Origin of the sequence: Vreelandella titanicae, from assembly GCF_014697095.1 — a bacterium.
GTDB lineage: Bacteria > Pseudomonadota > Gammaproteobacteria > Pseudomonadales > Halomonadaceae > Vreelandella > Vreelandella titanicae.
Genome location: NZ_CP059082.1, coordinates 1577319 through 1600805 on the forward strand (window position 1 = coordinate 1577319; position 23487 = coordinate 1600805).

The 23487-nt window shown below is 50.8% G+C and carries 22 protein-coding genes; 15 read left to right on the top strand and 7 right to left on the bottom strand.

Annotated features, from left to right (window positions below):
- Positions 1-192 precede the first annotated feature (192 nt).
- From katG to HZS52_RS07410, 6 genes are all read left to right on the top strand, one after another.
- The gene (katG, locus tag HZS52_RS07385) at positions 193-2346 is read left to right on the top strand and encodes a catalase/peroxidase HPI (protein ID WP_190374442.1); all 2154 of its coding nucleotides are present in this window, start codon (positions 193-195) and stop codon (positions 2344-2346) included.
- Between the two features lie 215 nt (positions 2347-2561).
- Entirely contained in the window at positions 2562-4013 is a 1452-nt protein-coding gene (locus HZS52_RS07390) for a 4-hydroxyphenylacetate 3-hydroxylase family protein (protein WP_138801171.1), read from the top strand.
- A 4-nt stretch (positions 4014-4017) separates the two neighbouring features.
- Positions 4018-4512, top strand: a complete 495-nt coding sequence (locus HZS52_RS07395; RefSeq protein ID WP_138801170.1) for a flavin reductase family protein — start codon at positions 4018-4020, stop codon at positions 4510-4512.
- 56 nt (positions 4513-4568) lie between these two features.
- A complete protein-coding gene (locus HZS52_RS07400; RefSeq protein ID WP_190374443.1) occupies positions 4569-5588 on the top strand; it encodes an ABC transporter substrate-binding protein in 1020 nt (339 codons plus the stop codon).
- 62 nt (positions 5589-5650) lie between these two features.
- Positions 5651-6505 (top strand): ABC transporter permease, encoded by an 855-nt coding sequence (locus HZS52_RS07405; RefSeq protein ID WP_138801168.1) that lies wholly within the window; start codon positions 5651-5653, stop codon positions 6503-6505.
- Position 6506: 1 nt separating this feature from the next.
- On the top strand, positions 6507-7322 hold the full coding sequence (locus HZS52_RS07410; protein WP_190374444.1) for an ABC transporter permease: 816 nt from the start codon (positions 6507-6509) through the stop codon (positions 7320-7322).
- Between the two features lie 84 nt (positions 7323-7406).
- On the opposite strand, the gene HZS52_RS07415 is transcribed toward HZS52_RS07410, so the two are convergent.
- Genes HZS52_RS07415 through HZS52_RS07440 form a run of 6 tightly spaced genes read right to left on the bottom strand, consistent with a single transcriptional unit; the run spans position 7407 to position 12054 of the window.
- Positions 7407-8339 carry a 2-hydroxyacid dehydrogenase gene (locus tag HZS52_RS07415; RefSeq protein ID WP_138801166.1) on the bottom strand — a complete coding sequence of 311 codons (933 nt, stop codon included), beginning with the start codon at positions 8337-8339 and terminating at the stop codon, positions 7407-7409.
- 4 nt (positions 8340-8343) lie between these two features.
- On the bottom strand, positions 8344-8805 hold the full coding sequence (locus HZS52_RS07420; RefSeq protein WP_212751701.1) for a type II 3-dehydroquinate dehydratase: 462 nt from the start codon (positions 8803-8805) through the stop codon (positions 8344-8346).
- 22 nt (positions 8806-8827) lie between these two features.
- The gene (locus HZS52_RS07425) at positions 8828-9460 is read right to left on the bottom strand and encodes a glutathione S-transferase family protein (protein WP_223828081.1); all 633 of its coding nucleotides are present in this window, start codon (positions 9458-9460) and stop codon (positions 8828-8830) included.
- Positions 9461-9467: 7 nt separating this feature from the next.
- On the bottom strand, positions 9468-10466 hold the full coding sequence (locus HZS52_RS07430; RefSeq protein ID WP_212751700.1) for an NAD(P)H-quinone oxidoreductase: 999 nt from the start codon (positions 10464-10466) through the stop codon (positions 9468-9470).
- Complete coding sequence (locus tag HZS52_RS07435) at positions 10466-10891, bottom strand: GlcG/HbpS family heme-binding protein (protein ID WP_138801164.1); 426 nt, start codon at positions 10889-10891, stop codon at positions 10466-10468. Before HZS52_RS07435 ends, HZS52_RS07430 begins: the two co-directional genes overlap by 1 nt.
- Positions 10888-12054 (bottom strand): ABC transporter ATP-binding protein, encoded by a 1167-nt coding sequence (locus HZS52_RS07440; RefSeq protein ID WP_190374445.1) that lies wholly within the window; start codon positions 12052-12054, stop codon positions 10888-10890. Before HZS52_RS07440 ends, HZS52_RS07435 begins: the two co-directional genes overlap by 4 nt.
- Before the next feature lie 351 nt (positions 12055-12405).
- On the opposite strand from HZS52_RS07440, the gene HZS52_RS07445 reads away from it, so the two are divergent.
- The 9 genes from HZS52_RS07445 to HZS52_RS07485 all read left to right on the top strand — a co-directional run bounded on the left by HZS52_RS07445 (position 12406) and on the right by HZS52_RS07485 (position 20576).
- Positions 12406-12801 carry a RidA family protein gene (locus HZS52_RS07445; protein ID WP_223828082.1) on the top strand — a complete coding sequence of 132 codons (396 nt, stop codon included), beginning with the start codon at positions 12406-12408 and terminating at the stop codon, positions 12799-12801.
- A gap of 17 nt (positions 12802-12818) precedes the next feature.
- Positions 12819-13466 (top strand): DUF1028 domain-containing protein, encoded by a 648-nt coding sequence (locus tag HZS52_RS07450; protein ID WP_423250070.1) that lies wholly within the window; start codon positions 12819-12821, stop codon positions 13464-13466.
- 1 nt (position 13467) lies between these two features.
- Entirely contained in the window at positions 13468-14631 is a 1164-nt protein-coding gene (gene argE / locus HZS52_RS07455) for an acetylornithine deacetylase (RefSeq protein WP_190374446.1), read from the top strand.
- A 340-nt stretch (positions 14632-14971) separates the two neighbouring features.
- Positions 14972-15910, top strand: coding sequence for a TRAP transporter substrate-binding protein (locus tag HZS52_RS07460; RefSeq protein ID WP_223828126.1), 939 nt, complete (start codon positions 14972-14974; stop codon positions 15908-15910).
- Positions 15910-16716, top strand: a complete 807-nt coding sequence (locus HZS52_RS07465; RefSeq protein ID WP_190374448.1) for a maleate cis-trans isomerase family protein — start codon at positions 15910-15912, stop codon at positions 16714-16716. Before HZS52_RS07460 ends, HZS52_RS07465 begins: the two co-directional genes overlap by 1 nt.
- Positions 16703-17218: a TRAP transporter small permease gene (locus HZS52_RS07470; protein ID WP_171051197.1), complete on the top strand. Its 516-nt coding sequence runs from the start codon at positions 16703-16705 to the stop codon at positions 17216-17218. Before HZS52_RS07465 ends, HZS52_RS07470 begins: the two co-directional genes overlap by 14 nt.
- A 10-nt stretch (positions 17219-17228) precedes the next feature.
- Positions 17229-18509 (top strand): TRAP transporter large permease, encoded by a 1281-nt coding sequence (locus tag HZS52_RS07475; protein WP_138801158.1) that lies wholly within the window; start codon positions 17229-17231, stop codon positions 18507-18509.
- Between the two features lie 34 nt (positions 18510-18543).
- Positions 18544-19503, top strand: a complete 960-nt coding sequence (gene dmeF / locus HZS52_RS07480; protein WP_138801157.1) for a CDF family Co(II)/Ni(II) efflux transporter DmeF — start codon at positions 18544-18546, stop codon at positions 19501-19503.
- A 104-nt stretch (positions 19504-19607) separates the two neighbouring features.
- Complete coding sequence (locus tag HZS52_RS07485) at positions 19608-20576, top strand: LysR family transcriptional regulator (RefSeq protein ID WP_027958275.1); 969 nt, start codon at positions 19608-19610, stop codon at positions 20574-20576.
- A 408-nt stretch (positions 20577-20984) separates the two neighbouring features.
- On the opposite strand, the gene HZS52_RS07490 is transcribed toward HZS52_RS07485, so the two are convergent.
- Positions 20985-23435, bottom strand: a complete 2451-nt coding sequence (locus HZS52_RS07490) for a DUF3604 domain-containing protein (RefSeq protein ID WP_190374449.1) — start codon at positions 23433-23435, stop codon at positions 20985-20987.
- Positions 23436-23487 lie beyond the last annotated feature (52 nt).

Genomic DNA, 23487 nt, shown 5'->3' on the forward strand with positions numbered 1-23487 from the left:
GGATCTGCTTTAAAACAGTACCAAGTGAGTGAAGCGCCCTTCCCCTGCACAGCAGGCAGAGCGATAGCACTATCGTAAGCGTTAGGGGGCTCACCGTCAGTCGACTTGGTAGCCGCTCTTTTTAACATACCCAAGACGAACGCAACCAAGACAAAAGCCGTTAAGACACACTGAAGTTAGAGGGAGAGAGCTATGAGTGGTAAATGTCCTGTAATGCATGGTGGTAATACCTCCACAGGCACGTCTAACAAAGACTGGTGGCCGGAAGGGATTAACCTGGATATCTTGCACCAGCATGACCGCAAAACGAACCCGATGGATGCTGATTTTGACTATCGGGAAGAGGTCAGAAAGCTCGATTTTGACGCGCTGAAGCAAGATGTTCACGCGCTGATGACAGATAGCCAATCCTGGTGGCCTGCCGATTGGGGCCACTACGGTGGTCTAATGATCCGCATGGCGTGGCACTCTGCGGGTACTTATCGTCTGGCCGACGGCCGCGGTGGCGGCGGTACCGGTAGTCAGCGTTTTGCACCACTCAACTCCTGGCCGGATAACGTTAGTCTTGATAAAGCGCGCCGTCTGCTGTGGCCGATCAAGAAAAAGTATGGCAACAAGATCAGTTGGGCCGACCTGATGATTCTAGCCGGTACTGTTGCCTACGAATCAATGGGACTGCCTGCCTACGGCTTCTCGTTTGGTCGCGAGGATATCTGGCACCCGGAAAAAGATATCTACTGGGGCGATGAGAAAGAGTGGCTGGCACCTTCCGACGAGCGCTACGCGGACGTTGAAAAGCCGGAAACCATGGAAAATCCGCTAGCTGCGGTTCAGATGGGTCTTATTTACGTTAACCCTGAAGGTGTTAATGGTGTGCCCGACCCGCTGAAGACCGGCCAGCAGATACGCGAAACCTTCGCTCGTATGGCGATGAACGACGAAGAGACCGCAGCGCTTACCGCCGGTGGCCACACCGTGGGTAAGTGTCACGGTAACGGTGACGCGGCAGCACTGAGTGCTGAGCCCGAAGCATCGGACGTTGAAAATCAGGGGTTGGGCTGGGGCAACCCAACCATGGGTGGCAAAGCGAGTAATGCCGTAACGTCTGGCATTGAAGGCGCCTGGACAACCAACCCAACGCAGTTCGATATGGGCTACTTCGATCTGTTGTTCGGCTACGAGTGGGAGCTGCGTAAGAGCCCAGCAGGCGCTCACCAGTGGGAACCGGTGAACATTAAGGAAGAGGACAAGCCGGTTGATGCCAGCGACCCCTCTATTCGCCACAATCCGATCATGACCGATGCGGATATGGCCATGAAAATGGATCCGACCTACCGCGCCATTTGTGAAAAATTCATGGCGGATCCGGAGTACTTCAAGCAAACCTTCGCCAAGGCGTGGTTCAAACTGACCCACCGTGATTTAGGCCCGAAAGCGCGCTACATCGGCCCGGAAGTGCCTGCTGAAGACCTGATCTGGCAGGATCCCATTCCGGCTGGCAGCACCGACTACAGCGAAGAAGTCGTTAAGCAGAAAATCGCCGAGGCCTGCCTGAGCATCAGTGACATGGTCAGCACCGCCTGGGACAGTGCCCGCACTTACCGCGGCTCTGACATGCGCGGCGGTGCCAACGGTGCCCGCATTCGCTTGGCGCCTCAGAAGGATTGGGAGGGCAATGAGCCTGCGCGTCTCGCCAGCGTATTAGCAGTTTACGAGAAGATTTCTGCTGACACCGGCGCAAGCCTTGCCGACGTGATCGTTCTGGCCGGTAGTTTCGCCATTGAGAAAGCCGCCAAAGCCGCAGGCTACGACGTTCGCGTACCTTTCCTGAAAGGGCGTGGTGATGCTTCTGCTGAAATGACCGATGGCGAATCGTTCGAACCGCTAGAGCCGCTGGCTGACGGTTTCCGTAACTGGCAGAAGAAAGACTATGTGGTGAAGCCGGAAGAGCTGTTGCTGGATCGCGCTCAACTGATGGGGCTGACCGGGCCGGAAATGGTCGTGCTACTGGGTGGTATGCGTGTGCTCGGTACTAACTACGGTGGTACCAAGCACGGCGTATTCACAGACCGCGAAGGCCAGTTGACCAACGACTTCTTCGTTAACTTGACCGATATGGGCAACAGCTGGAAGCCGGTGGGCAAAAATGCCTATGAGATCCGCGACCGTCAAACCGACGCTGTTAAGTGGACCGCTTCCCGTGTTGACCTGGTGTTCGGATCTAACTCGCTGCTGCGCTCTTACGCGGAAGTCTACGCCCAGGATGATAACGACGAGAAGTTTGTCAAAGACTTCGTCGCCGCCTGGACGAAAGTGATGAACGCGGATCGCTTCGACGTCGCTTAAATATATCGAAATTTATTGAAAGCAAGCGAACCCCGCATCCTCGGATGCGGGTTTTTTTTGCGAATAATAGTGGTGTTTTGAATTAACAATAGCCCTTTTATGCCGGGTTTAAGCTAACTCAGAATTTCTGATGCAACAAAAAGGAAAAGGCGTTTTTACAAACAAAGTAGCCAGCGACACACTCTTCTCAAACCACCACTGAGAAGGAACGTAGCATGATCCGTACTGGCGAAGAGTATCGAGAAGGGCTCCGGGATGGCCGTGAAATCTGGATGGAAGGCGAGCGTGTCAAGGATGTGACGAAGCATTCTGCTTTCAAGCCTATCATTGATGTGAAATCCCGGATGTACGATATGGCGCATGAACCAGAGCATAAAGACGCCTTTACTTATCGAGCAGCGAAAGAGACAAATTCGATCTTCTATCGCCCTCCCCGCGAAAAACAGGACTGGTACGACAAACTCGATGCCACTGATCGTTTTCTAAAGGATATCGGTGGGGTGGCAACCCGCGTCGGTGATGAGACGATCGGCGAGATGTGGTCATTGCTGGATGGCCGAGACATGCTGGCCGAAATCGACCCTCGCTTTGCCGATAACATTGATCGCCATATTAAGCGGGTTTTTACTCAGGATATCTTCCATGTGTCGGCAAACACTGATCCTAAAGGAGACCGTTCACTCCCGCCGCAAAAGCAAGACCCCGATATGATGGTGCGGGTTGTTAAAGAGACAGATGCGGGAATAATCATTCGTGGTGCAAAATTCGAGACAGCCGCAGCCTACGCTGATCAAGCCTTCCTAAAGCCCACCGTCGGCGCTTGGAGTACGCAAGAACTTTCGGACTATGCGCTTGGCTGTATCGTTAAAATGGGCGCACCTGGCGTCAAACATATTTGTCGAGCCGGTTTTGCAGGCCGTTCTGACCCTTTGGACTACCCGTTAGCTAACCGCTTTGACGAGGTAGAAGCGTTGGTTGTTTTCGACAACGTGCTGATTCCCTGGGAAGACGTTTTCTTCTATCGGCATACCAAATCCGCCCAGTTTGTCCGTAACACACTACACCGTTACTCGGCCTTTCCGTATGTGCTTCGCCTCAGGTATGTCGCCGATATGATGATCGGTACGGCGATGTGGAATGCCATGCAAACGGGGTTGGATAAATTACAACCGGTGCGGGAAAAACTGGCCGATCTGGTTTGTTACCGCGAAAGTATCAATGCTCACCTGACAGCCTCTATTGCTACCGCAGAGAAGAGCCCTGCGGGCCTGTTGATGCCTAATCAGTCGCTACTTTATGCCGGTCGCGTTCTGGCCTGTTCACAGCTGCCTAAGATGATGCACATTGCTCGTGAGCTCTGCGGCGGACAACTGTGTGTTACCCCCAATGCCGCAAGCTTTCATACCGAAGGCTCCAAGGAGTGGTTGGATAAGTTCTACTCACTGAATGATCGCTGGAACTCGGAAGATCGCCGCAAACTGATGGCGTTTGCCCGTGATTTGCTGACATCCGATTACGCCGGGCACCGGCTTACCTTTGTGCAATTTGCCCAGGCTCCCCACTTTAGCCATCTCGCGGCGGTCTACAACAGTTTCGATTTCTCGGGGCCGCTAGATTTTGTACGTAAAGCGGCAAGCCTTTCCGATAATGTACTTGGAGGCGATTAACCTCATGATGACATCTGAGCTATTTCGTGAAGCGATGAGTTTGACCGCCTCTGGCGTGTCGATCATTACCACCGATGGGCCTCTAGGGCGTGCCGGTTTAACAGTGTCTTCCTTATGCTCGCTCTCTATGACGCCGCCTTCTGTAGTGCTATGTGTGCATCAGGATAATCGGGCGTTGCCAACCTTTATGGAACATGGTGTTTTTGCCGTTAATGTATTAGCCAATGATCAAGCCCAGATTGCCAATATCTTTGCCGGTGCTGTAGCTGAATACCGCGAAAACCGTTTTGCGGTGGGAGAGTGGACAACATTAAACAGCGCTGCGCCGGTATTACAAGGGGCCACCTGTAGTTTTGATTGCGAACTCGTCGACTTTAAAGATTTTGGCTCTCACCGAATACTTATTGGCGAAGTTATTGCTTTAGAAAATAATACTAAATCACCATTAGTTTACAGTGAGCGCGCTTTTCACCGTACAGCTGCATTAGCCGCTGTATAACTCTCTTGGCAACGCTTTAAGCATTGCAATAATCGTTACTATAACTGGGGCGTACAATGAAAAAATCATTATTTATCACTGCCATTGTTATTGGTGTTAGTTCTGGAAATGCCATAGCTCAAGATGTGTTAGTGGTTGATACGTGGGGTGGGAGTTTTCGCGATTTAATTGATGAAGCGATTGCCCAAGAATTCACCGAAGAAACGGGTGTTGAGGTGGTTTACACCACCGGTGGCACAATTGATCGTCTTAATAAAGCCAAGTTGGCCAGTGAGCCTGAGAGCGACGTTACTTTCACTACCTCTCATGTGGGATGGCTTTACGCGACAGACGGCTTGTTTGAAGAGCTGGATATGACGCGGTTACCCAACGCGGAACATTTGGTCGATCAGGCCAGAGTCAGTCCCTATCACATTGGTGCCTGGGGCTATGGTTACACCATTGCCTACCGACCTGACTTAACTCCTGAGGGGGTAAGTTTTGATAGCTGGGAGGATCTCTGGAGTCCTGAACTTGAAGACTCTGTTGCATTACCCGATTTTGACCCCAGCCACATTATTGCTGTTTCAGCGCTGCTCTCAGGGGCTGATGCTGAGAACTGGCAAGAGGGTATTGAGCGGCTTGAGAGTTTAAAGCCTAATCTGCGCGCTTTTTATACCAATGATGCCAATAGTCAGCAGTTAATTTCGACGGGTGAAACGCCCGTACAATTGATGCTTTCAATGAACGCGCAAAACATGATTAACGAAGGCGTTAATATCGAGCTGGCAACACCTAGCGAGGGTGTCGTATTGGGTGTCGACACCATGGCGATTACTCGTGGCTCGAGTAATCAGGATCTTGCCTATCAATTCATTAACATCGCGTTGTCTCCTGATGTACAGGCCCGCATTGCCGAGATCAAACATGGCAGTCCCACGGTCAATAATGCAGAGCTATCGGCGGAGCTGGCCGATTCAGCAGCCATTCTGGCGACACCTGAAGAGTGGAATCAGACCATTAACGTTGACCCTCAATTACGTGCCGAGAAAATGGGTGAATGGCGTCAGTGGTTTACTGAAAACATCATGAACTGATTTGTAGCTCAATAGCGAAGTACTCGATGGGTGCTTCGCTATTTTTTGGGGACGGCAAGGTTATGCAACGAAAACCACGCTTTGTTTATTGGTTTCTTCTTCCTTCTACGCTGACAGCCTTTGGTTTGATCTGCGCCATGCTGGCTATTCTGCAATATAGCGTGCGCAGCTACATACCTGGTTCGCTTGAAGTGGGCGATTTTACACTGGCAAATTTCCAGGCATTACTGAGGCCACTGTACGCCAGTGCATTTCTGGAAACCGTCGTGCTCAGCCTGTATACCGCGATATTTACGTTACTGATTGGCTATCCTTTGGCTTATGCGATGATCCGGGCACGGCGTACATGGTGTCGCTCCTTGATTCTGATTGTTGCGATTACCCCGCTGTTTTTGGGGGAGGTGGTGCGCACCTACTCATGGATTATCGTGCTGGGTAGCAGCGGATTTCTGAACAGTGTGCTGATGGGGCTTGGCATTATTGAACGCCCTCTACGTTTTATGTTTACCCAATTAGGCGTTGTTATTGCGCTGGTGCATGTCACTTTGCCCATCATGGTGCTGATGTTGGCAGCTGGGCTATCCCATATTGACCGTGCCTATGAACGGGCAGCAATAAGCCTTGGAGCGGGGCCGGTGCGAGCGTTTATGACGGTGACCCTACCTTTATCCATGCCGGGTATTATTGCGGGCACCATGACCTCCTTTGCATGGACATTTAGTGCCTTTGCAACGCCGCAACTGATCGGCGGCGGGCGTGTTAATACCATTTCAACGATGGTTTATCAGTTAGGTTTCTCATCGCTTAATTTGCCTTTCGCTGCCAGTTTGAGTGTGGCGGGTCTGGTACTCACCATGCTGGTGCTATGGCTTACCAAGCGCCTGACGAACTCACTGGAAAGAATAGGAGGGCACTGACATGCAGCGTTCACGTACCGATTTATGGCTGCTGCGCGCCGGTCAGGGGCTTATCGCGCTAATCCTGCTATTCATATTGCTGCCAGCATTGGTGGTCGCTATTGCCTCCTTCAATGCCTCTTCAGTTCTCGCCTTCCCTCCCCAGGGGTACTCCCTTCGCTGGTTTAAGAACGCTTTTGAGTATCGCGATTTTCAAATTGGCCTGTGGAATGGCCTGATTGTTACCGCTTGGGCATCGTCGCTGGCTACCCTGGTGGGTACTACGCTGGCGGTTGTCATTCATCAATATGAATTCAAGGGCAAGCGTTTGTTGGAAGGGCTACTGTTATCGCCGCTTTTTATTCCGCACTTTATGGTTGGTCTTGGGTTGCTGATGCTGGTGTCTCAGCTTAGCCTCTCAAGAGGTTATGCGGTCGTAGTGTTTTGCCACCTCCTATTAGTTCTGCCGTTTGTGCTTCGCAGTGTGTATGTGTCTATCCACAATCTGGATCCTCGAACCGAACTTGTGGCGGCTAGCCTGGGAGCAACACCCTTGCGGGTTGTGACGACGATTACATTTCCGCAACTGTTGCCTGGGCTCGCCGGTGGCTGGCTGTTTGCTGCGATTCTGTCGTTTAATGAGTTCACTGCTTCACTATTTGTAACGACCCAAAGCACCCAGACACTGCCGGTCGCTATGTACAACTACGTACGCGAATACGCTGACCCCACGCTAGCGGCGGTGTCGGTGGTGTACATCTTGGCAACAGCCACGGTGATGATTTTGGCCAATCGTTATCTAGGGCTCGGCAAGGTACTCAGTGTCGAGAGTCGGTGATCGTATACCGCCAGCACCTGGAGTGCTGGCGGTGAGTCGAAAGGGCGAAGTGCGCCGAAGTAAGTGATCGCTGAGAAAAGGAGTTTAATAACCGCGGTTTAGGTCAACGCAGTGAAGGGGCGGCTGTTTATCACGTACACGGTGGATGTTCGCCGCGACCTGTTTAACTGCGGAGCTAGGCAGTGCAACTGACGCGAGATGGGGAGTAATGAGCACATTTTCCATTGCCCAGAAAGGGTGGCTATCCGGCAGCGGTTCATGTTCAAACACGTCCAACGTTGCGGCGCCTATCTGGCCGGAAGATAGGTGTGCAATCAATGCGGGTTCGTCGACGATATCTCCCCGAGAAACATTAATCAGGCTTGCGCCATGGGGCAGCATGGCCAAGTGTTGATCATCCATTAGACCACGTGTATCGGGGGTGGACGGTAACATGATGACCAGTATGTCGGTGCGCGAAAGAAAGCTCTCGAGCGATGCCATGCCGTGATGACCCTCAACACTCTCGATCTCTTTGGCGGTTCTGGACCAGCCTGCGACTGAAAAACCTTGCCGGGCCAGCTCCTGTGCCGTTTTTCCGCCTAACTCACCCAATCCCATAACGCCGACACGGATCTCTTCCGCTGCGCGGGGATGGCGATATTGCCAGCGTGCCTGTTTTTGCATCTGCTCGAAGAAGGGGATATCTCGGGCATACCGGAGTACCGCAAGCAATACATAGCCGGCCATCATCCGCGCCATGTTGGGATCCGAGAGGCGAGTGACCGGTATGTCTGATAGGTCGGGCCTATCAACAAGCGCATCGACGCCAGCACCAAGGTTGATCACGAGTTCAAGATTTGGCCAGTGCTGGAAAAAGTTTTCGGGTGGCTTCCAAACGAGTGCATAGTGTACCTTCTCAGGCGCTGTTACTGCATTGGCATGCTGCACATCGAGGGAGGGGATTTCACGCTGTAGTAGTCGTTTCCACTGATCAAAGTCGTCAAATTCACTATAGAAAACAAGTGTACCCGTCATAGTGTCAGCCTTTCTGTTGAGTGAGCAACTGGGCCGTGGCGTCTAATGCAAGCCGATAGCCGTTGACGCCGAGCCCGGCGATCACACCAGTGGCCGCCTGCGAAAGCATTGAGTGATGACGAAAGGGTTCGCGCTTCCAGATATTACTCATGTGGGCTTCGATAATCGGCCCTTCGAAAGCCAGCAAGGCATCGAGTATCGGTATTGAGCGGTAACTGAGTCCAGCCGCATTAATGATGAGCGCATCATGATGCAAGCGGGCTTCCTGTATCCAGTCGACCAGTACGCCCTCATGATTGCTCTGTCGGAAATCCAGCGTTATGGACAACGTTCCGGCATGGCGCTGACAGCTCTGTTGTATGCCCTCGAAGCTTTCACGGCCATATGTGCCGTCTCGATCCAGGCCGTAGAGGTTGGCGTTGGGGCCATTAAGAAACATAACGTGGGGAGACAAAGATGCTGACATGGAATTCCCTCTTAGTGGCTGCTCATTCATATGGGCGTGTAGCGATCATTGCGGGTTGGGTATCGAAGTCTTTAAACCAGCGTGCTGCCTCCGGGCAGTGGCTGCGCCAATCCATATCGGGAAAGCGGAAATCCAGGTAGCCCAAGGCACAGCCGAGGGTAATGGAACCAATATCACTAGGAGTGCTCGCAAGCGCAGGGACCTGCTGATCGATACTTGCCAAAGCCGCCTGCACTTTACCAAGTTGAGCCTTATACCAAGCATCAGACTGAAGCTCTTTAGGGCGCACTAAGCGTTCATATCTGGCTAGCAGCGCAGCGTCTAGCAGCCCGTCGCCAAGTGCTTGGCGTGCCAGGGCTTCCCAGCGCGCAGCACCCACCGGGAATAGGCCGCCCTGGGCATAATCGTCGAGATACTCACAGATAACGCGGCTGTCGAATAATAACTGCCCATCTCTCGTTTGGGCTGCAGGTATCTTGCCGATAGGGTTGAAAGTCGCGATACGACTGTCGCGATTGATAGGATGCGCGGCGCTAGCCAGCAGCTCAACCTGGGATGCCAGACCAAGCTGTGTCGCCACCGCCATGACTTTGCGTACGTAAGGCGAGGTTGTTGCGTGGTAAAGACGTAAGATAGGGGCAGCAGCGGTCGTCATGATGCTCTCACTCTTCCAGTGTGCTGGTGGTCAGTACTACTTTGCCGATATTGCTGTTCTGCTCTAATACGTGGTGGGCTTCCACCGCTCTCTCCAGGGGGAGCGTCTTGTAAATAACAGACGTGACGCGTCGGCTGGCGAGTAGGGGCAACAGATGGTGGGCGACTCGCTGCGCCAAGCGTGTTTTTTCATGGTGGCTCTTGGGGCGAAGCGTTGAAGAGGTCAGTGTCAGGCCCTTACGCATAACGGTCGGCAATGGCAGCGATACTTCAGCGCCCGCAAAAAAAGAGAGGCTGACATGTCGTCCTTCGGGAGCCATCACTTCCAGATTTCGGCCAATGTAGTCTCCACCCACGGTATCCAGCACCACATTGATAGCGTTTTCGCCCCAAGTTGCATTAATGACGCTGACGTACTCCTGTTCGCGATAATTAATCGCCAGATCAACGCCTATATTGCTCAGCGCAGCCACCTTTTCGGCGCTGCCCGCAGTAGCGGCAACCCTTGCTCCGGTGGCTTTCGCCAGTGCAATTGCCAGAGTGCCCAAGCCACTTGCACCGCCGTGGATAAGCAGGCTGTCCCCTGGGGAAAGGCGTCCGCGTTCATATAGGTTATGCCATAGGGTGAAGAGTGCTTCGGGCAGTGCGGCGGCTTCGATTAGCGAAACCTGTTCAGGAACGGGCAGGCAGTGATCGGCGATAGCAATGCAGTGACTGGCATAGCCGCCACCATTGAGCAACGCCATCACACGATCGCCTACTTTCCAGTTGGTTTCACCTGGGCCGACGGCTTCCACCAAGCCGGATACTTCGAGCCCGAAGATGTCGGTAGTGCCTGGAGGTGTGGGCATGCCGTTGCGCTGCATCAGGTCTGGCCGATTAACGCCGGCAGCGGCTACCTTGATCAGTATTTCGCCCACTCCCGGGGTGGGGATCTCCCGAGTGACGCTTTGCAGAACCTCCGGGGAACCATATTGTTCAGCGATAATGGCGGTCATGTGTTGCATCAAGCTTGCACTCCTTCCACTAGTACGGCCGCTCCCGCCTTGGCCACCTCAATATCCTGCTGGCCGGTGCCGGATCCGACACCAATGCCGCCAACACAAACATTGCCAATCATTAACGGGTGGCCGCCTTCAAGGTTGGTGAGTCGTCCCCCTGCGGCGATAGCGAGTTTGAGTTCAAGGTTAGGGTCAAGCTGAGCGGTTGGCTGCCGGTGAGAGGCCGCTGATATCGCTTTGGATATCGCCGTTTCACGAGATAGAAGCTTTGCCCCATCCATGCGGATAAATGCGAGCAAGTTACCTCCTTCATCCACAATCGCAATGTTCTGCGCAACGCCTAGCTGTTCTGATTTTTCAATCGCTGCATGTAACACCGCGAGTACGGCATGATGTGTCAAACGTGGTGTATGGCGTATCCAGTCGCTCATTGAGTGCTCTCCTTTGAGATTGAGGCGCGTGTAAATGCAGTGGTATCTCTGCACACAAAGCTGATTCCCACGCCACTACCCGTTGGCCAGCGTTCCAGGGCATCTAACCCTGGGCTGCGAATAGTGACCGGATGATCAATGCCACAATCCGGCACGTGAATGGATACATCGACGTGATCGCCCTGGAATACATGCCCAATCACTGTGCCCGCGAGATCGGCTTCTGCGTTGAGGGGAACAAGGCGAACATTCTCAGGACGCGCATATAAATCGACCACATCGCCAACTTGACCATGAATGTTGGCAATGGGAAGAAGCAATTTAGTGCTGCCGAACTCAACCACACCCATAGTGTCGTCATGGCCGGTATAGCACGCTGGGAAAATATTGGCGTCGCCCACAAAAGAGGCAACGAATGGATCAATAGGATGCCGATAGATTTCGTGTGGCGAGGCTACCTGTCGAACGTGGCCTGCTGACATCACAACAACTCGGTCAGACATCGCTAGTGCTTCATCTTGATCATGGGTCACGAAAACCGTCGTCACCCCTAGTTTGCGCTGGATCTCTTTGATCTCCTGCTGCATGTTGAGCCTCAGGTTTTTATCCAGTGCCGAGAAGGGTTCGTCCAGAAGTAGAACCTTCGGCCGTATAACCAAGGCGCGGGCGAGTGCCACGCGCTGCTGCTGTCCCCCTGACAACTCTTTTGGTCGTCGCTCCTCGAAACCTTCCAGCTTCACCATCTTTAAGGCCTGATCGACACGTTGCTTAATCTCCGCCTTGGGAGTGCGACGCATACGCAAGCCATAGCCCACGTTCGCGCTGACGTTCATGTGAGGGAACAGTGCATAACTTTGAAACACGATACCTATCTCCCGCTGATAGGGTGGTGTCTCGGTAACCAATTCACCATCAATAAAAATCTCACCATTATCGGCTTCAATGAAACCTGCCATTAGATTTAACAAGGTGGTTTTACCACAGCCAGAGGGGCCTAATAATGTTAAGAACTCTCCTTGGAATATCTTCAAAGATACACGGTGCAATGCCGTGGCATCGCCAAACTGCTTCAGTACACCATCTAGTTGCACAGCAATACGGGTTTCCGTTATTGGTACTGATGTTTGCGTCTCAGCAGGTTTAAAACTAACTAACTCACTCATATGAATTACCCCAGGGGATAGGTACCGAAAATATTTTGAGTAGGTGGGTTGTTTGAGCATACCGACGTAATAGTCGTGAGGCAGTTCGTCCTTTCTAAAGATAAGCTTAAGAAAAGCGGAAGCAGGGTGGGTGGAACACGGCGACCTTGAGCCGTGCTTCGGTACAGTAACTTTCAGTGCACCAATAGGTATGTTGTGGACTAGATCGTTTTTATTGAACCGTAGGTGCAGATAATTTGATTGTCGCTAAGCGGATCAGATGGCTAGCTTCAGTAGCAAGCACATTCAATTAACGACGGTAGGCCTCTGATGCAGCAAACGACCCGAGCGGTAACCCATGAACGAATCCGAATGTTTAATACCAAGGCGACATATCCAAATCAAAGTTTAGATAATGATCTTTGCCAAGCGGTGCGAGTGGGTAACACCATCTATGTGCGTGGTCAGGTCGGCACTGACTTCGACGGCAACCTTGTCGGCCTGGGCGATCCTGCGGCTCAGGCAGAACAAGCCATGAAAAATATCCAGCAATTACTACAGGAAGCAGGCAGTCACCTTTCTCACATCGTTAAAACAACAACTTATATTACCGATCCTCGCTTTCGTGAGCCTGTATACCGTGAAGTGGGCAAGTGGCTAAAGGGCGTTTATCCCATTTCAACTGGGCTGGTAGTGGCGGGGCTAGCACAGCCTGAGTGGCTGATGGAAATCGATGTGATCGCGGTTATTCCGGAGGTGAAGCAGTGACATTCTCAATTGCTGCAGTGTGTAAGGAAACCGGCGAAACCGGGTGTGCTGTTAGTTCATCTAGTATCTGTGTCACCAGCCGCTGCGCTTTTGTAGGCCCAGGAGGCGCGGCATTGACTCAGAATGTCACTAATCCTGCTTTAGGCATGCAGGCTATCCAGCTCCTAAAGGAGGGGATGGCACCACAGCAGGTGATCGATACGCTGCTACAGTACGAGCATTACCCTCAGTGGCGCCAGTTGCTGGTAGTCGACTCACGGGGGCGTAGCGCCCTATTCGACGGTGAGAAAGCCCTCGGAATCGTGGGACGGGCTAAAGGCGATGGCTGCGTAGCCGCCGGTAACTTACTGGCTGATAGTCGCGTCCCCGAGGCGATGGTAAAGGCGTTCGAGAATTCGGAGGGCCAGCTTGCTGACCGGCTGATATTAGCCATGCAGGCGGGCGTGGCTGCTGGTGGTGAAGCTGGCCCTGTCTACTCTGCGGGCCTTCGCGTGGCACGCCCCAATATTGAGTGGCCGGTTATTGATTTACGGGTTGATTGGCATGATTCGCCGATTGATTCGTTATATGAGAGCTGGCTGCGGTATGCCCCTCAGTTGGAAGATTATGTGATGCGGGCGGCCAATCCCGACGCCGCTCCCAGCTATGGTGTGCCCGGTGAGTGACATGATGCAGAGTCGGTTGCTGCTAGAAAAACTGGTGGCCTTTGAGACCGTGAGCCGTGTTTCCAACCTGAATTTGATTGAATTCATACGTGGCTACTTGGACGAGTTGGGGGTTACCTCTCAGTTGGTCTATAACGATTCGGGTAGCAAAGCCAACTTGTGGGCCACCATAGGCCCTGCTGATCGCGGCGGCATTGTTCTGTCAGGGCACACAGATGTCGTGCCGGTGGAGGGGCAGGCGTGGACCTTTCCCCCATTCAAGCTGACCGAGCATGATGGAAAGCTTTACGGTCGCGGCAGTGCCGACATGAAAGGCTTTCTAGCCTGCATGCTAGCGGCAGTGCCCACCTTCTTGGCAACCCCTCTACGCACGCCGATACATTTGGCTTTTTCTTATGATGAAGAAGTGGGGTGCCTGGGCGTGCGCTCCCTCCTAGAGTACATCAAAGAGCAGGCTCAACCTCCTGTCGCTTGCATCGTGGGCGAGCCAACCGGGCTCAAGCCAATCTTAGGGCATAAGGGAAAACTCGCTATGCGCTGCCATGTGCATGGAGCCGCCTGTCACTCTGCCTATGCCCCTGACGGTGTGAATGCCATTGAGTACGCTTCCCACTTAATCGTAAAGCTAACGGAAATGGGGGATGAACTCCGCGATAAGCAGCTTGATTATCGGTTTGACCCTCCTTTTACCACGGTACAGACCGGCACTATAAGTGGAGGGAATGCACTCAATATTGTGCCAACTGATTGCTGTTTCGACTGGGAAATTCGCACTTTGCCAAGCGCTGATGGCGAACAGATATGCAGCGAATTAAAACAGTATGCCTGCCAAGAGCTTGAGCCGCAGATGCGTGCTGTCAAAGCGGACACAGGGATTCACTTTGAACCCCTACAAGCCTATCCCGGGCTACTGCTGGATCAAAGCGCTCCTCTTGCTAAATTTATTGCCTTACTGGCTAACAGCAGTGACTTCAGCACGGTGGCCTTTGGCACAGAAGGCGGATTATTCCATCAAGTAGGGATACCAGCGGTCATTTGCGGGCCTGGGAGCATGGCTCAAGGGCATAAACCTGATGAGTTTATTGCTATTGAACAACTGCATAGGTGTGACGCCATGATGCGTCGACTAGCTAGGTTTGCCACAAGCGAGGAAATCCTGAAGTAAATCTTAAGCAGTTATTTGTTTTCTTGGATTCAAATACCATCTTCAATGGTGAATACGTCAGCCAGTTGTTTCAAGGAAGTAATAAAAGTCAATGCACCGTAACGATCCGAAAATATAACAGCAGTAATAAAATTCAGTGAAACGGTGTAGGCAGGGAAGCATCCAATAGCATTTATTGTTTGCTAAGTGTTTTAAATCTTATGATTAATAAAAAGTGGCACAAAAAATGCTTATAGTTGGTATGCAAACGCATGCCTGAATAATTTCTATATTGTGGAAAAAAAGCATGTTAAAACGAAAACTCCTGACGTATGCACTTATCTCCGGTTTATCATTTCCGATGACCTCAATATTAGCGAGTGATGATGTTGTTAAGCTGAGACTAGCTGTTGAGACAACCCCGGGTGACCCTCTCAATGTCATGCTAACGAGCTTCAGGGACGCTCTCCAGGCGAGCGCCGAAGAGGAGGTTGAACTTGAGTTCTTTGAAGGTGGGGCGCTGGGCAGCGAATCTGATTTGATACAGTTACTTCGAGCCGAACAGGTGCAAGTATTGCCTATCGGGTCGGATATCGTTGAGCTAGACAGTAATTTCGCGCTTTTCGATATGCCTTTTATCTTTGCAGATAAGCAAACCGCGCGTGATGCCTTGGATGGAGAGCTTGGCGACCTGCTGGCCGACTCATTGCGTGACAAGAGTGGCCTTGAAGTACTGGCATTTGGTGAGCTTGGTTTTCGTGTGATTAGCAACAACCGCCGTCCGATCAATACGCCGGAGGATCTTTCAGGTCTGAAGTTGCGTACTCCTGGCAGCGCAACACGTATTCTTGCATTTGAAATGTTGGGTGCGGCACCGACTCCCATGTCACTTGGAGAGGTCTACATAGCGTTACGCCAGGGCGTTTTGGATGGGCAGGAGAATCCGCTTTCAGTATTGGAAGAGTTCTCTCTTTATGAGGTTCAGGATTACGTCTCTCTAACCAATCACGTTTACACCCCTATTACACTCGCCATGAGTGCCAACAGTTATGCATTGCTGTCGCCTGAAATGCAGGAGCGAGTAATCTCCGCTGCTCAGGAGGGTGCAGATCAAACCCGCCAGCTTTCTGATACCAGTGATGCCGAGCTAGTTGAGGTCTTCAGCAATGCCGGGGTAGCGGTTAACCAGCCTGATTTAGCCAGCTTTCAATCTGCCTCGGTGCCCATCCGCGATGCTATTTCTGAGCGTTTGAATGAAGCGTTCTGGGAGCAGGCACAGAATATCCTGGAGTTGAGATAATGAATTCATCTCATGAACAGCCGATGAGCAACCCTGTGTTTCGCTATGACGGTAGCGGCGATGATGCGCGTATTGGATTGATTTATATGGCATCAAGCATCGTGATGGAGGCTGAAATGTGGGCTATGTCGACTCCTGGGGTTTCTACTCACACTACCCGTATACGGCTGCCAAAGGTCACCTTTGAGGGCATTGATGCAATGATGCGCTCTCCGGAAATTGAGCAGGCCGCAAAATTGCTCGGCTCTGCTCCCATTGATGTGCTCTGTTTCGGTGGTACCAGTGCGTCATTCCTGCATGGAACCGCCTACGACAAGGCCTTAATCGAAAAGCTCAAGCAGTGGGCGCCAGGCCCGCAAGTCACTACTGCCTCAACGGCAACATTGGCGGCGTTAGCAGCTGTGGGGGCTGACAAAGTGGCCCTCGCTACTCCCTATGTGGATGCGGTGCATGAACGAGCGATCAACTTCCTGCAAGAGAATGGCCATGAAGTGCTTCGCCACGCCAATCTGAGGATTGATGAAGACCAGGCATTAGCTGAAGTCTCTTTGCAGGAGGTGTATGACTTAGTGAAATCCGTTGATCATCCTGAGGCCAGCGCCATTTTTATCAGCTGCACCAACTTTCGTACTGTGGGGGTGATTGAAGCACTGGAAGCTGAGCTGGGTAAGCCCGTGATATCTGCTATTCAAGCCTCCTTTTGGCACTGTCTCGAGGCAGTGGATGTTAATGGCGCGCGCCCCGGTTATGGCTCGCTTCTTAAGCACCGCTTAGCGAAGGGAGCAGATGCAAATGAAGATCATTAATTCGGGACGCTTGGCAATGGCTTCTTCTTATCACATAGGACAGAAGTTACGAGTGCCAAAAGTAGGATTAGGCCTGGTAAAGATAACCGAAGCAGGCGCAGCCTGTTGCATTAGTAGTATCGCGTTACTTGTTTTTGCCAATGCCACCAGTCGTTATCTTTTTGGCCGCCCGCTACCTTGGACAGATGAAGTCGTCATTGCCTTAATGGTGTGGGTCGCGGCGTTCGGGATCGTGCTGGCCAGTATCCGGGGTGCATTGATCTCTTGCGATCTATTGACCCGCTCTCTCTCGCCCGCTCGTTTGGTTCTGATGCGCAGACTGTGTGCGCTGTTCAGTGCTGGCGTGATGAGTGTACTGGGCTGGCTGACATGGCAATACATTGATCTCTTCGGGAACGATGTAACCGCCATGCTCAGAGCGCCGAAGAGTATCGTCTACAGTGGGCTGCTATTTGGCTCTTTAGGTATGACCATCGCTTTTTTGCTCAGCTTACGTCGCTGAGGGGGCCATCATGTTGTTACTCGCTTGTGCCTCTATCGTGTTGCTTTGTCTGTTAGTCATTTTGGGTGTGCCCATCATTGTATCCCTGACGGCGGCCATACTGATGTATTTAATGTTTAGCGGTGGCTGGAGCTTAGCATTACCCCAGCAAACGCTGGCAGGTATGAGTGACTATATTCTTGTGACGATGCCACTGTTCATTTTTGCTGGCGCCATCATGAATGCTAGTGGCATTGCTGATCGCTTATTCGCATTTGCTGGAGCTTTGGTGGGGTGGATGCGAGGTGGCTTGGCACACGTCAATGTTACTTCAAGCATCATGTTTGGGGGGATGGTAGGGACTTCGGTGGCTGACTTAGCCGGTACTGGGTCGATTATGATCCCGAAGCTCAAACAAAATAACTATCCGGGCCCATTCGCAGCCGCACTAACAGCAACCTCATCCGGTATTGGCATCTTAATTCCTCCAAGCTCCCCCATGATTCTCTATTCGGCGGTGACAGGTGTGTCATTAGGAGCACTGTTTTTGGCGGGAGTGCTACCTGGATTATTGATGGGCCTGTTGTTAATGCTAATTGTGGCTATTCAGGCGCGGCGACATGGCTGGAAACCTATAAGTAATTTTGCTTGGAATCGGGTTTTGATAACTGGAATGCAAGCGCTATTACCGATGGGGCTTCCATTTCTAGTATTAGGTGGGTTGGTTGTGGGGCTATTTACTCCCTCAGAGGCCGGTGCTTTTGCCGTAGCTTATGCGCTAGTGCTTGCCATGCTGGTCTATCGCACTCTCAGCTTTGCGCAGCTTTATCGTGCCATGGTGGACTCCGCCGTATTGACAGGGGAAATTCTACTGGTGGTCGGACTCTCCACTTCCTTCGGCTGGGCGTTGTCGCAGGCTGGTGTGCCAAGCGCTTTAGCGGCTGGTCTGGATACCCTTTTTCCTTTTGAATCAGTTGTGTTAAGAGTGCTCGTGCTGCTTTTATTGGCGCTTATTGCCGGCATGGTATTGGATCCATTGATTCCTATGATCATGCCAATACTTCTGCCAGCGCTGATGGCCATGGATGTCGACTTATTACACTTTGGTGTACTCATCATAGTGACAGTGGTGATAGGCCAAGTAACACCTCCTGTTGCATTAGCGCTGCTAGTTGCCGCCAAAATTGGCAACGAGGATGTGACGAGTGTTATTCGAGCGAATACTCTGTTTCTTATTACGCTATTTGCCTTTCTATTGTTGCTTGTGTTTATTCCGCAGCTTTCGATGGCGCTTCCATCATTGGTGCAGTGAGCTTTACATCTTTAATATTTATTGAGGCTTTGACATGAATCATCATTCTGGTGTCTTGGAAGCTTATCAACATCAGCACTCATTCGGGCTTGATCAAAAAAACACGAATGAGAAACGTATCCTCTTTGTGACACTCATCACGATATTGGTAATGGCTTTGGAAGTGGTAGCAGGATATTTCTTCGGCTCCATGGCGCTGCTTGCTGATGGTCTCCATATGGGATCACATGCTATTGCATTAGGTATTAGTGCTTTTGCATATGCCTATGCCAGAAAACATGCCAATGATCCCTCGTTTACTTTTGGCACGGGCAAGGTTGATGCATTGGCGGGGTTTGCAGGTGCTATTTTATTAGGGGGTTTTGCTAGCATCATTCTGGTAGAAAGCGGGTCGCGCATGCTGCAGCCACGAGCCATTGATTTTAATATGGCGATTCTTGTGTCGGTAATTGGCCTTGTGGTTAACATAGTGTGCGCCATCATCTTGGGCAAAAACCATGATCATCATTCACATTCACATTCACATTCACATAACGATGATCAAGTAGCTCCATCTAGGCAATCCCATGCACTAAGTTCCGCATATCTTCATGTTCTAGCTGATGCACTCACCTCTTTGTTGGCTATTATATCTTTGTTAGTGGCGAAGCATACTGGTTTGCTATGGGTTGATCCGTTAGTAGGTATTGTAGGCGCTTTTTTAATTGCGCGTTGGTCGTGGAAATTGCTGCGTACAACCTCTGCTAACTTGTTAGATAAGCGACCAAGTATAGCTTTACTTGAAAGTGTGCGGCAGGTAATTCAAGAAAGATCGTCAGATAGAGTTGTAGATCTTCATATATGGGAGCTAGGAGCAGGCAATCTTATCCTAGCTATATCTATTATCTCAAAGAATCCTCTTACGCCGGATGAGTATCGAAGCCTGATTCCCTCCCAAATTAATATCGTCCACTCAACTATAGAGGTTAATGTTGTTGGCGAAAATGAATGGTGATTTTATGGATAAAGTTGTTGTTTGACTCCCATTTGGAGTGATTGTTTTTTTATCGATGCTGGTAAATTCTAACCATAGCCGATTTTGATTGAAGTGAGAATATTATGCTTAGCAGGATTACACATCGCCAACTTGAATATTTTATAGCCTGCGGTGAAGAAAGCAGCATAATTAAAGCTTCTGAGAAAATCCACGTATCCTCACCCTCTATCTCTGCAGCTATAACGCACATAGAAGCAGAACTGGGTGTGCAGCTTTTTATACGCCACCATGCCCAGGGTGTCTCTTTAACTCCTATCGGCGGCATCGTGTTACAGGAAGCTAAGCTGATCGTTGAGCAGACAAAAAATTTGTATACATTGGCGTCAGACTCGATAAATGCAGTCAGAGGACCATTGCGGGTAGGGTGCTTCAACTCGTTAGCGCCTATGATTGCACCTGAAGTGGTATATGGTTTTGCAAAGGCGTTTCCTGGTGTGCGAGTTACCTTAATAGAAGGGGATCACGATGAGTTAATTGAAGGGTTGCGACGATCCAAGATTGATATTGCCATTACTTATGACCTTCATATTTTTGAAGATGTGGAATTCACTCCGTTGGTAGGTTTACCACCTCATATTATTGTAGGGCATCATCATCCGCTGACCGAGTTTTCGGCGATAAGTATATCGGATCTTCGAGATTTTCCGATGATTTTCCTTGATTTACCCTATAGCCGAGAATATTTTCTTAGTCTATTTTCAAGTGCTGGGGAAGCCCCGCATATAAGGCTATGTTCAAATCAATTGGAAGTCGTAAGATCTATGGTGGCAAATGGGTTAGGTTACTCTATTGCCAATGTACGTCCCAAAGCCAATTTCTCTCAAGATGGAAAACGAGTTATTCGTCTGAAGCTCTCTGGGCAGCACCGGCCATTGTATATAGGATGTGCAACTTTGAAAGGAGCTCAGCTTCCGAGGGTGGTAGAGGCTTTTGCTCAACGATGCAGCAATTTTATTTCTGAACAATACGTTCCAGGCATGTCGGCCCCCAGGTATTACGATGTACATTCAAACGAGTATGAGCACAGTTAAGTTGAACAAAAAAATAGCTAATTCATGATGGTGAGAATCATGGAGTTTTCCAGCATTGGCGCTGTCTTCTCTTGGTGTTCGTGATGATCAGGGAAAGCTCGCCAACGCAGAAGTGTCGGCGGTTATGTACGACGGTGAGCAGTTACTGCTGGCCAGCCAGCGACACGCCTATTCCTGGCGAGTATCATTACGCGATCTTAGCCTTACCGATAATGGGCCGGATTCTATTCGCTTCCATCTCACGTGGCATGCCTGTGTAAAACTCCATTATGCTGACCTTGGTTGCCACTTTTTAGCTAAGCCCGCTGATACAACTTCTCCTACCATCCCTCAGGATAGCAGCCTACAGAGGGGGAGATGCTGACATAAATGCATAAGCCGCGCCTAGTTTCGACGCAGCCATGGCAATTATTTTTGGAACAAATATATAGGGGAAGTCCAAGCTTGGTTACCGTCCTCCAAGTTAACGCAAAGCCAAACTGGGGTATCACCGTCTTCTTCGATCTCTATTTCTTTTTGAAAGTGCGCTGAAGTAGCTAATCCGCCTGCAGGTAGCCGCTGGGCTATTAATTTCCGCTCAAGCCCTCCTGCACTCATTATTACCGGTTTGCCATCCATCTCTTTAAGTGTAAGTGAAAGCGCACCATGATTGGTTGTCACCTCAACTTCAGAGCTCTCTTCTTCAAGCCAAATATCACATCCCATCCGATTGCCAGTGGTAATCGTATTGAAAATCACACTTTTTGACCCGACTTGTTCTAAGGTTTGCTCAGGGTTTAAGCGATTTACTGGTGAAAACCTTTCTATACAACCACCATTGATTAATATTCGCCCCTGCCAGCGAGTATTACGGCCACGGCCACGATATTCTGCGCCTGACCACATGAGACGCAAACGATTACCAAGGTTTTTGTCTTCGTAACCACGCCATAGGGCAACCGTGCTTGTGCCTCGACGCAATTCAATGCTTTCAATACCGACGGGGGCGTCCACTGATACTGAAACTTTCACCTTTTTGTCCGTTATTTGCACAATATCACCCATAGTGCAGACAAAGACTTTTTCGGTTGCACAATCAGGCTCAGCGATAGGGTTGCGGTGAAATAGTGTTCCAGCAGCGGTCATCTCTGCCTTAATGTCTATGGCTACACGCGGGCCCGAGGTGCCGTAGGTATGGCGACGACGAATCGCTTCAAAGACGGCATCACGTGTATTTTCTTCCATCAGAAAGCAAGTCAAGCCGCCATAGGCACCGAAAAATGAAGCGCCTGGGTAAGAGGCACCGGGGCGACCTTTATGTCCATCAGAATTCGCAACGACCCCAACTCGACGACGCATAGGGAAGCCATCGGTTAATATCCATTCGAAACTACCCCACGCAGAGTGTACCTCCACCGCTGCTTCTAACCGGGGATCGTGATCGAAATGAATATTGGCATAGCGGCCTCCAACATGGGCATACATGACGGAGTCCACTGGCTCGTCATGAAGCCTGTTATAAAGGTCAGTCAGTGTATGTGCATCAGTGTCAAGGTCATCATGCTCCGCAACCAATGCGTGAGAACAGCGATATATTCTCGCCCCTTCCTTCCTAAAAAAGACGTTATGATCGCCACCCACTGCTGTATTGCCAGACCACTCGTAACCTGGTAACACAGTAAAAACACCGGGTTCATTCAATGTTTCTGTCAAATGATTGAGCTTTTTCCAGAAAGCCGGCTTAATTTGGAAATCATTAGCCTGGTGGGCTGTCACGTCCAGAAACGACTTGTTTCGAGCGAAATCAAAATAGTGCTCTATGGAGTTGGTGCCGACGGTCTCGCCGGTCTGCCCGTGTAGATCCCCCCAGAAATGTGCTGGTCCATCAGTAAGAACCTGCATCGGCCCAGCTTCTACAACGGTTCCGTCTTCAGCAGTAAGCCAAATCCTCAATATCCCCTCTTCTGCGGCTACTCGCAGAGGTTCAATGCGCATCGCTCCACTGGCTGAAGCGAAATCAATGACACTCGGAAGGCCTTCGACGGGTAACGAGCTTTCAATAGCAAAGCGTGTACTGCCTTTTGATGTCGGGTTGCCCCAAAGATCCTCGGCTTTTAATCCAAGGCAGAAGACGTCGTTTAAGCGTCGGCGCGTCGGCAAAATTGCTAAATACCGATGCGCTGGCCCTGCTCCAACCGTGAACGCCAAATGAGTATCAGGCAATGGAATAAAATTGCCCGTAGCCTGCACGTCTGCCATTACGCGGATAACCCTTGCGCCTTCATAGAAGGTCGACATTAAGAGACCAGGAGAACCTTCAGTCGTGTCGCCCAACACAATCTCAATCGTCTCACCAGGTTTGAGGTAGCCGCCTCGCTGGTAAATCGTAAGGGTTTCATTCCATGGACGCTGTCCCCCGTTACGGTCATATTTTAGAAACAGCTGTCCATCACCGGATGAGCGCGCCGTAACGTAATTTGGAGCGGTTGGGTCGGTCGTCTGTAGTGACCCAGCGTCTGAGATTAACCTAAGGGCCAAGCGTATCGCGCCTGTATCGTCCAGGCCCAGCTTGCCAGTCGTGTATTGAATACGAAAAGTTTGGTAGCTACGCACTTCAACATGTTCAGGCCCACTCATCACCGCGGTGCCAAACAAGGCAGGATCAGTGCCCGGTGTCGTTAGGAGCTTAGATTCACCTATCATTTCAGGGTCTATATCGAGTCTTCCTAGCATGGGGAACCTTTGATGAGTTGTTTTGAGTTCAATTAAAACTACATAGTAATATAGGGATAAAAAAGTCAAAATAGCAAATTTTTGTTGACATATGCCCGCAAAGCCCTCTATTACTGTGAAGTAATGACAATAAGTCAGCACACTCACGCCAACTCCGCGTAGCAAAAAAATGCCCATTCGGCGTCAATTTATGCTTCAC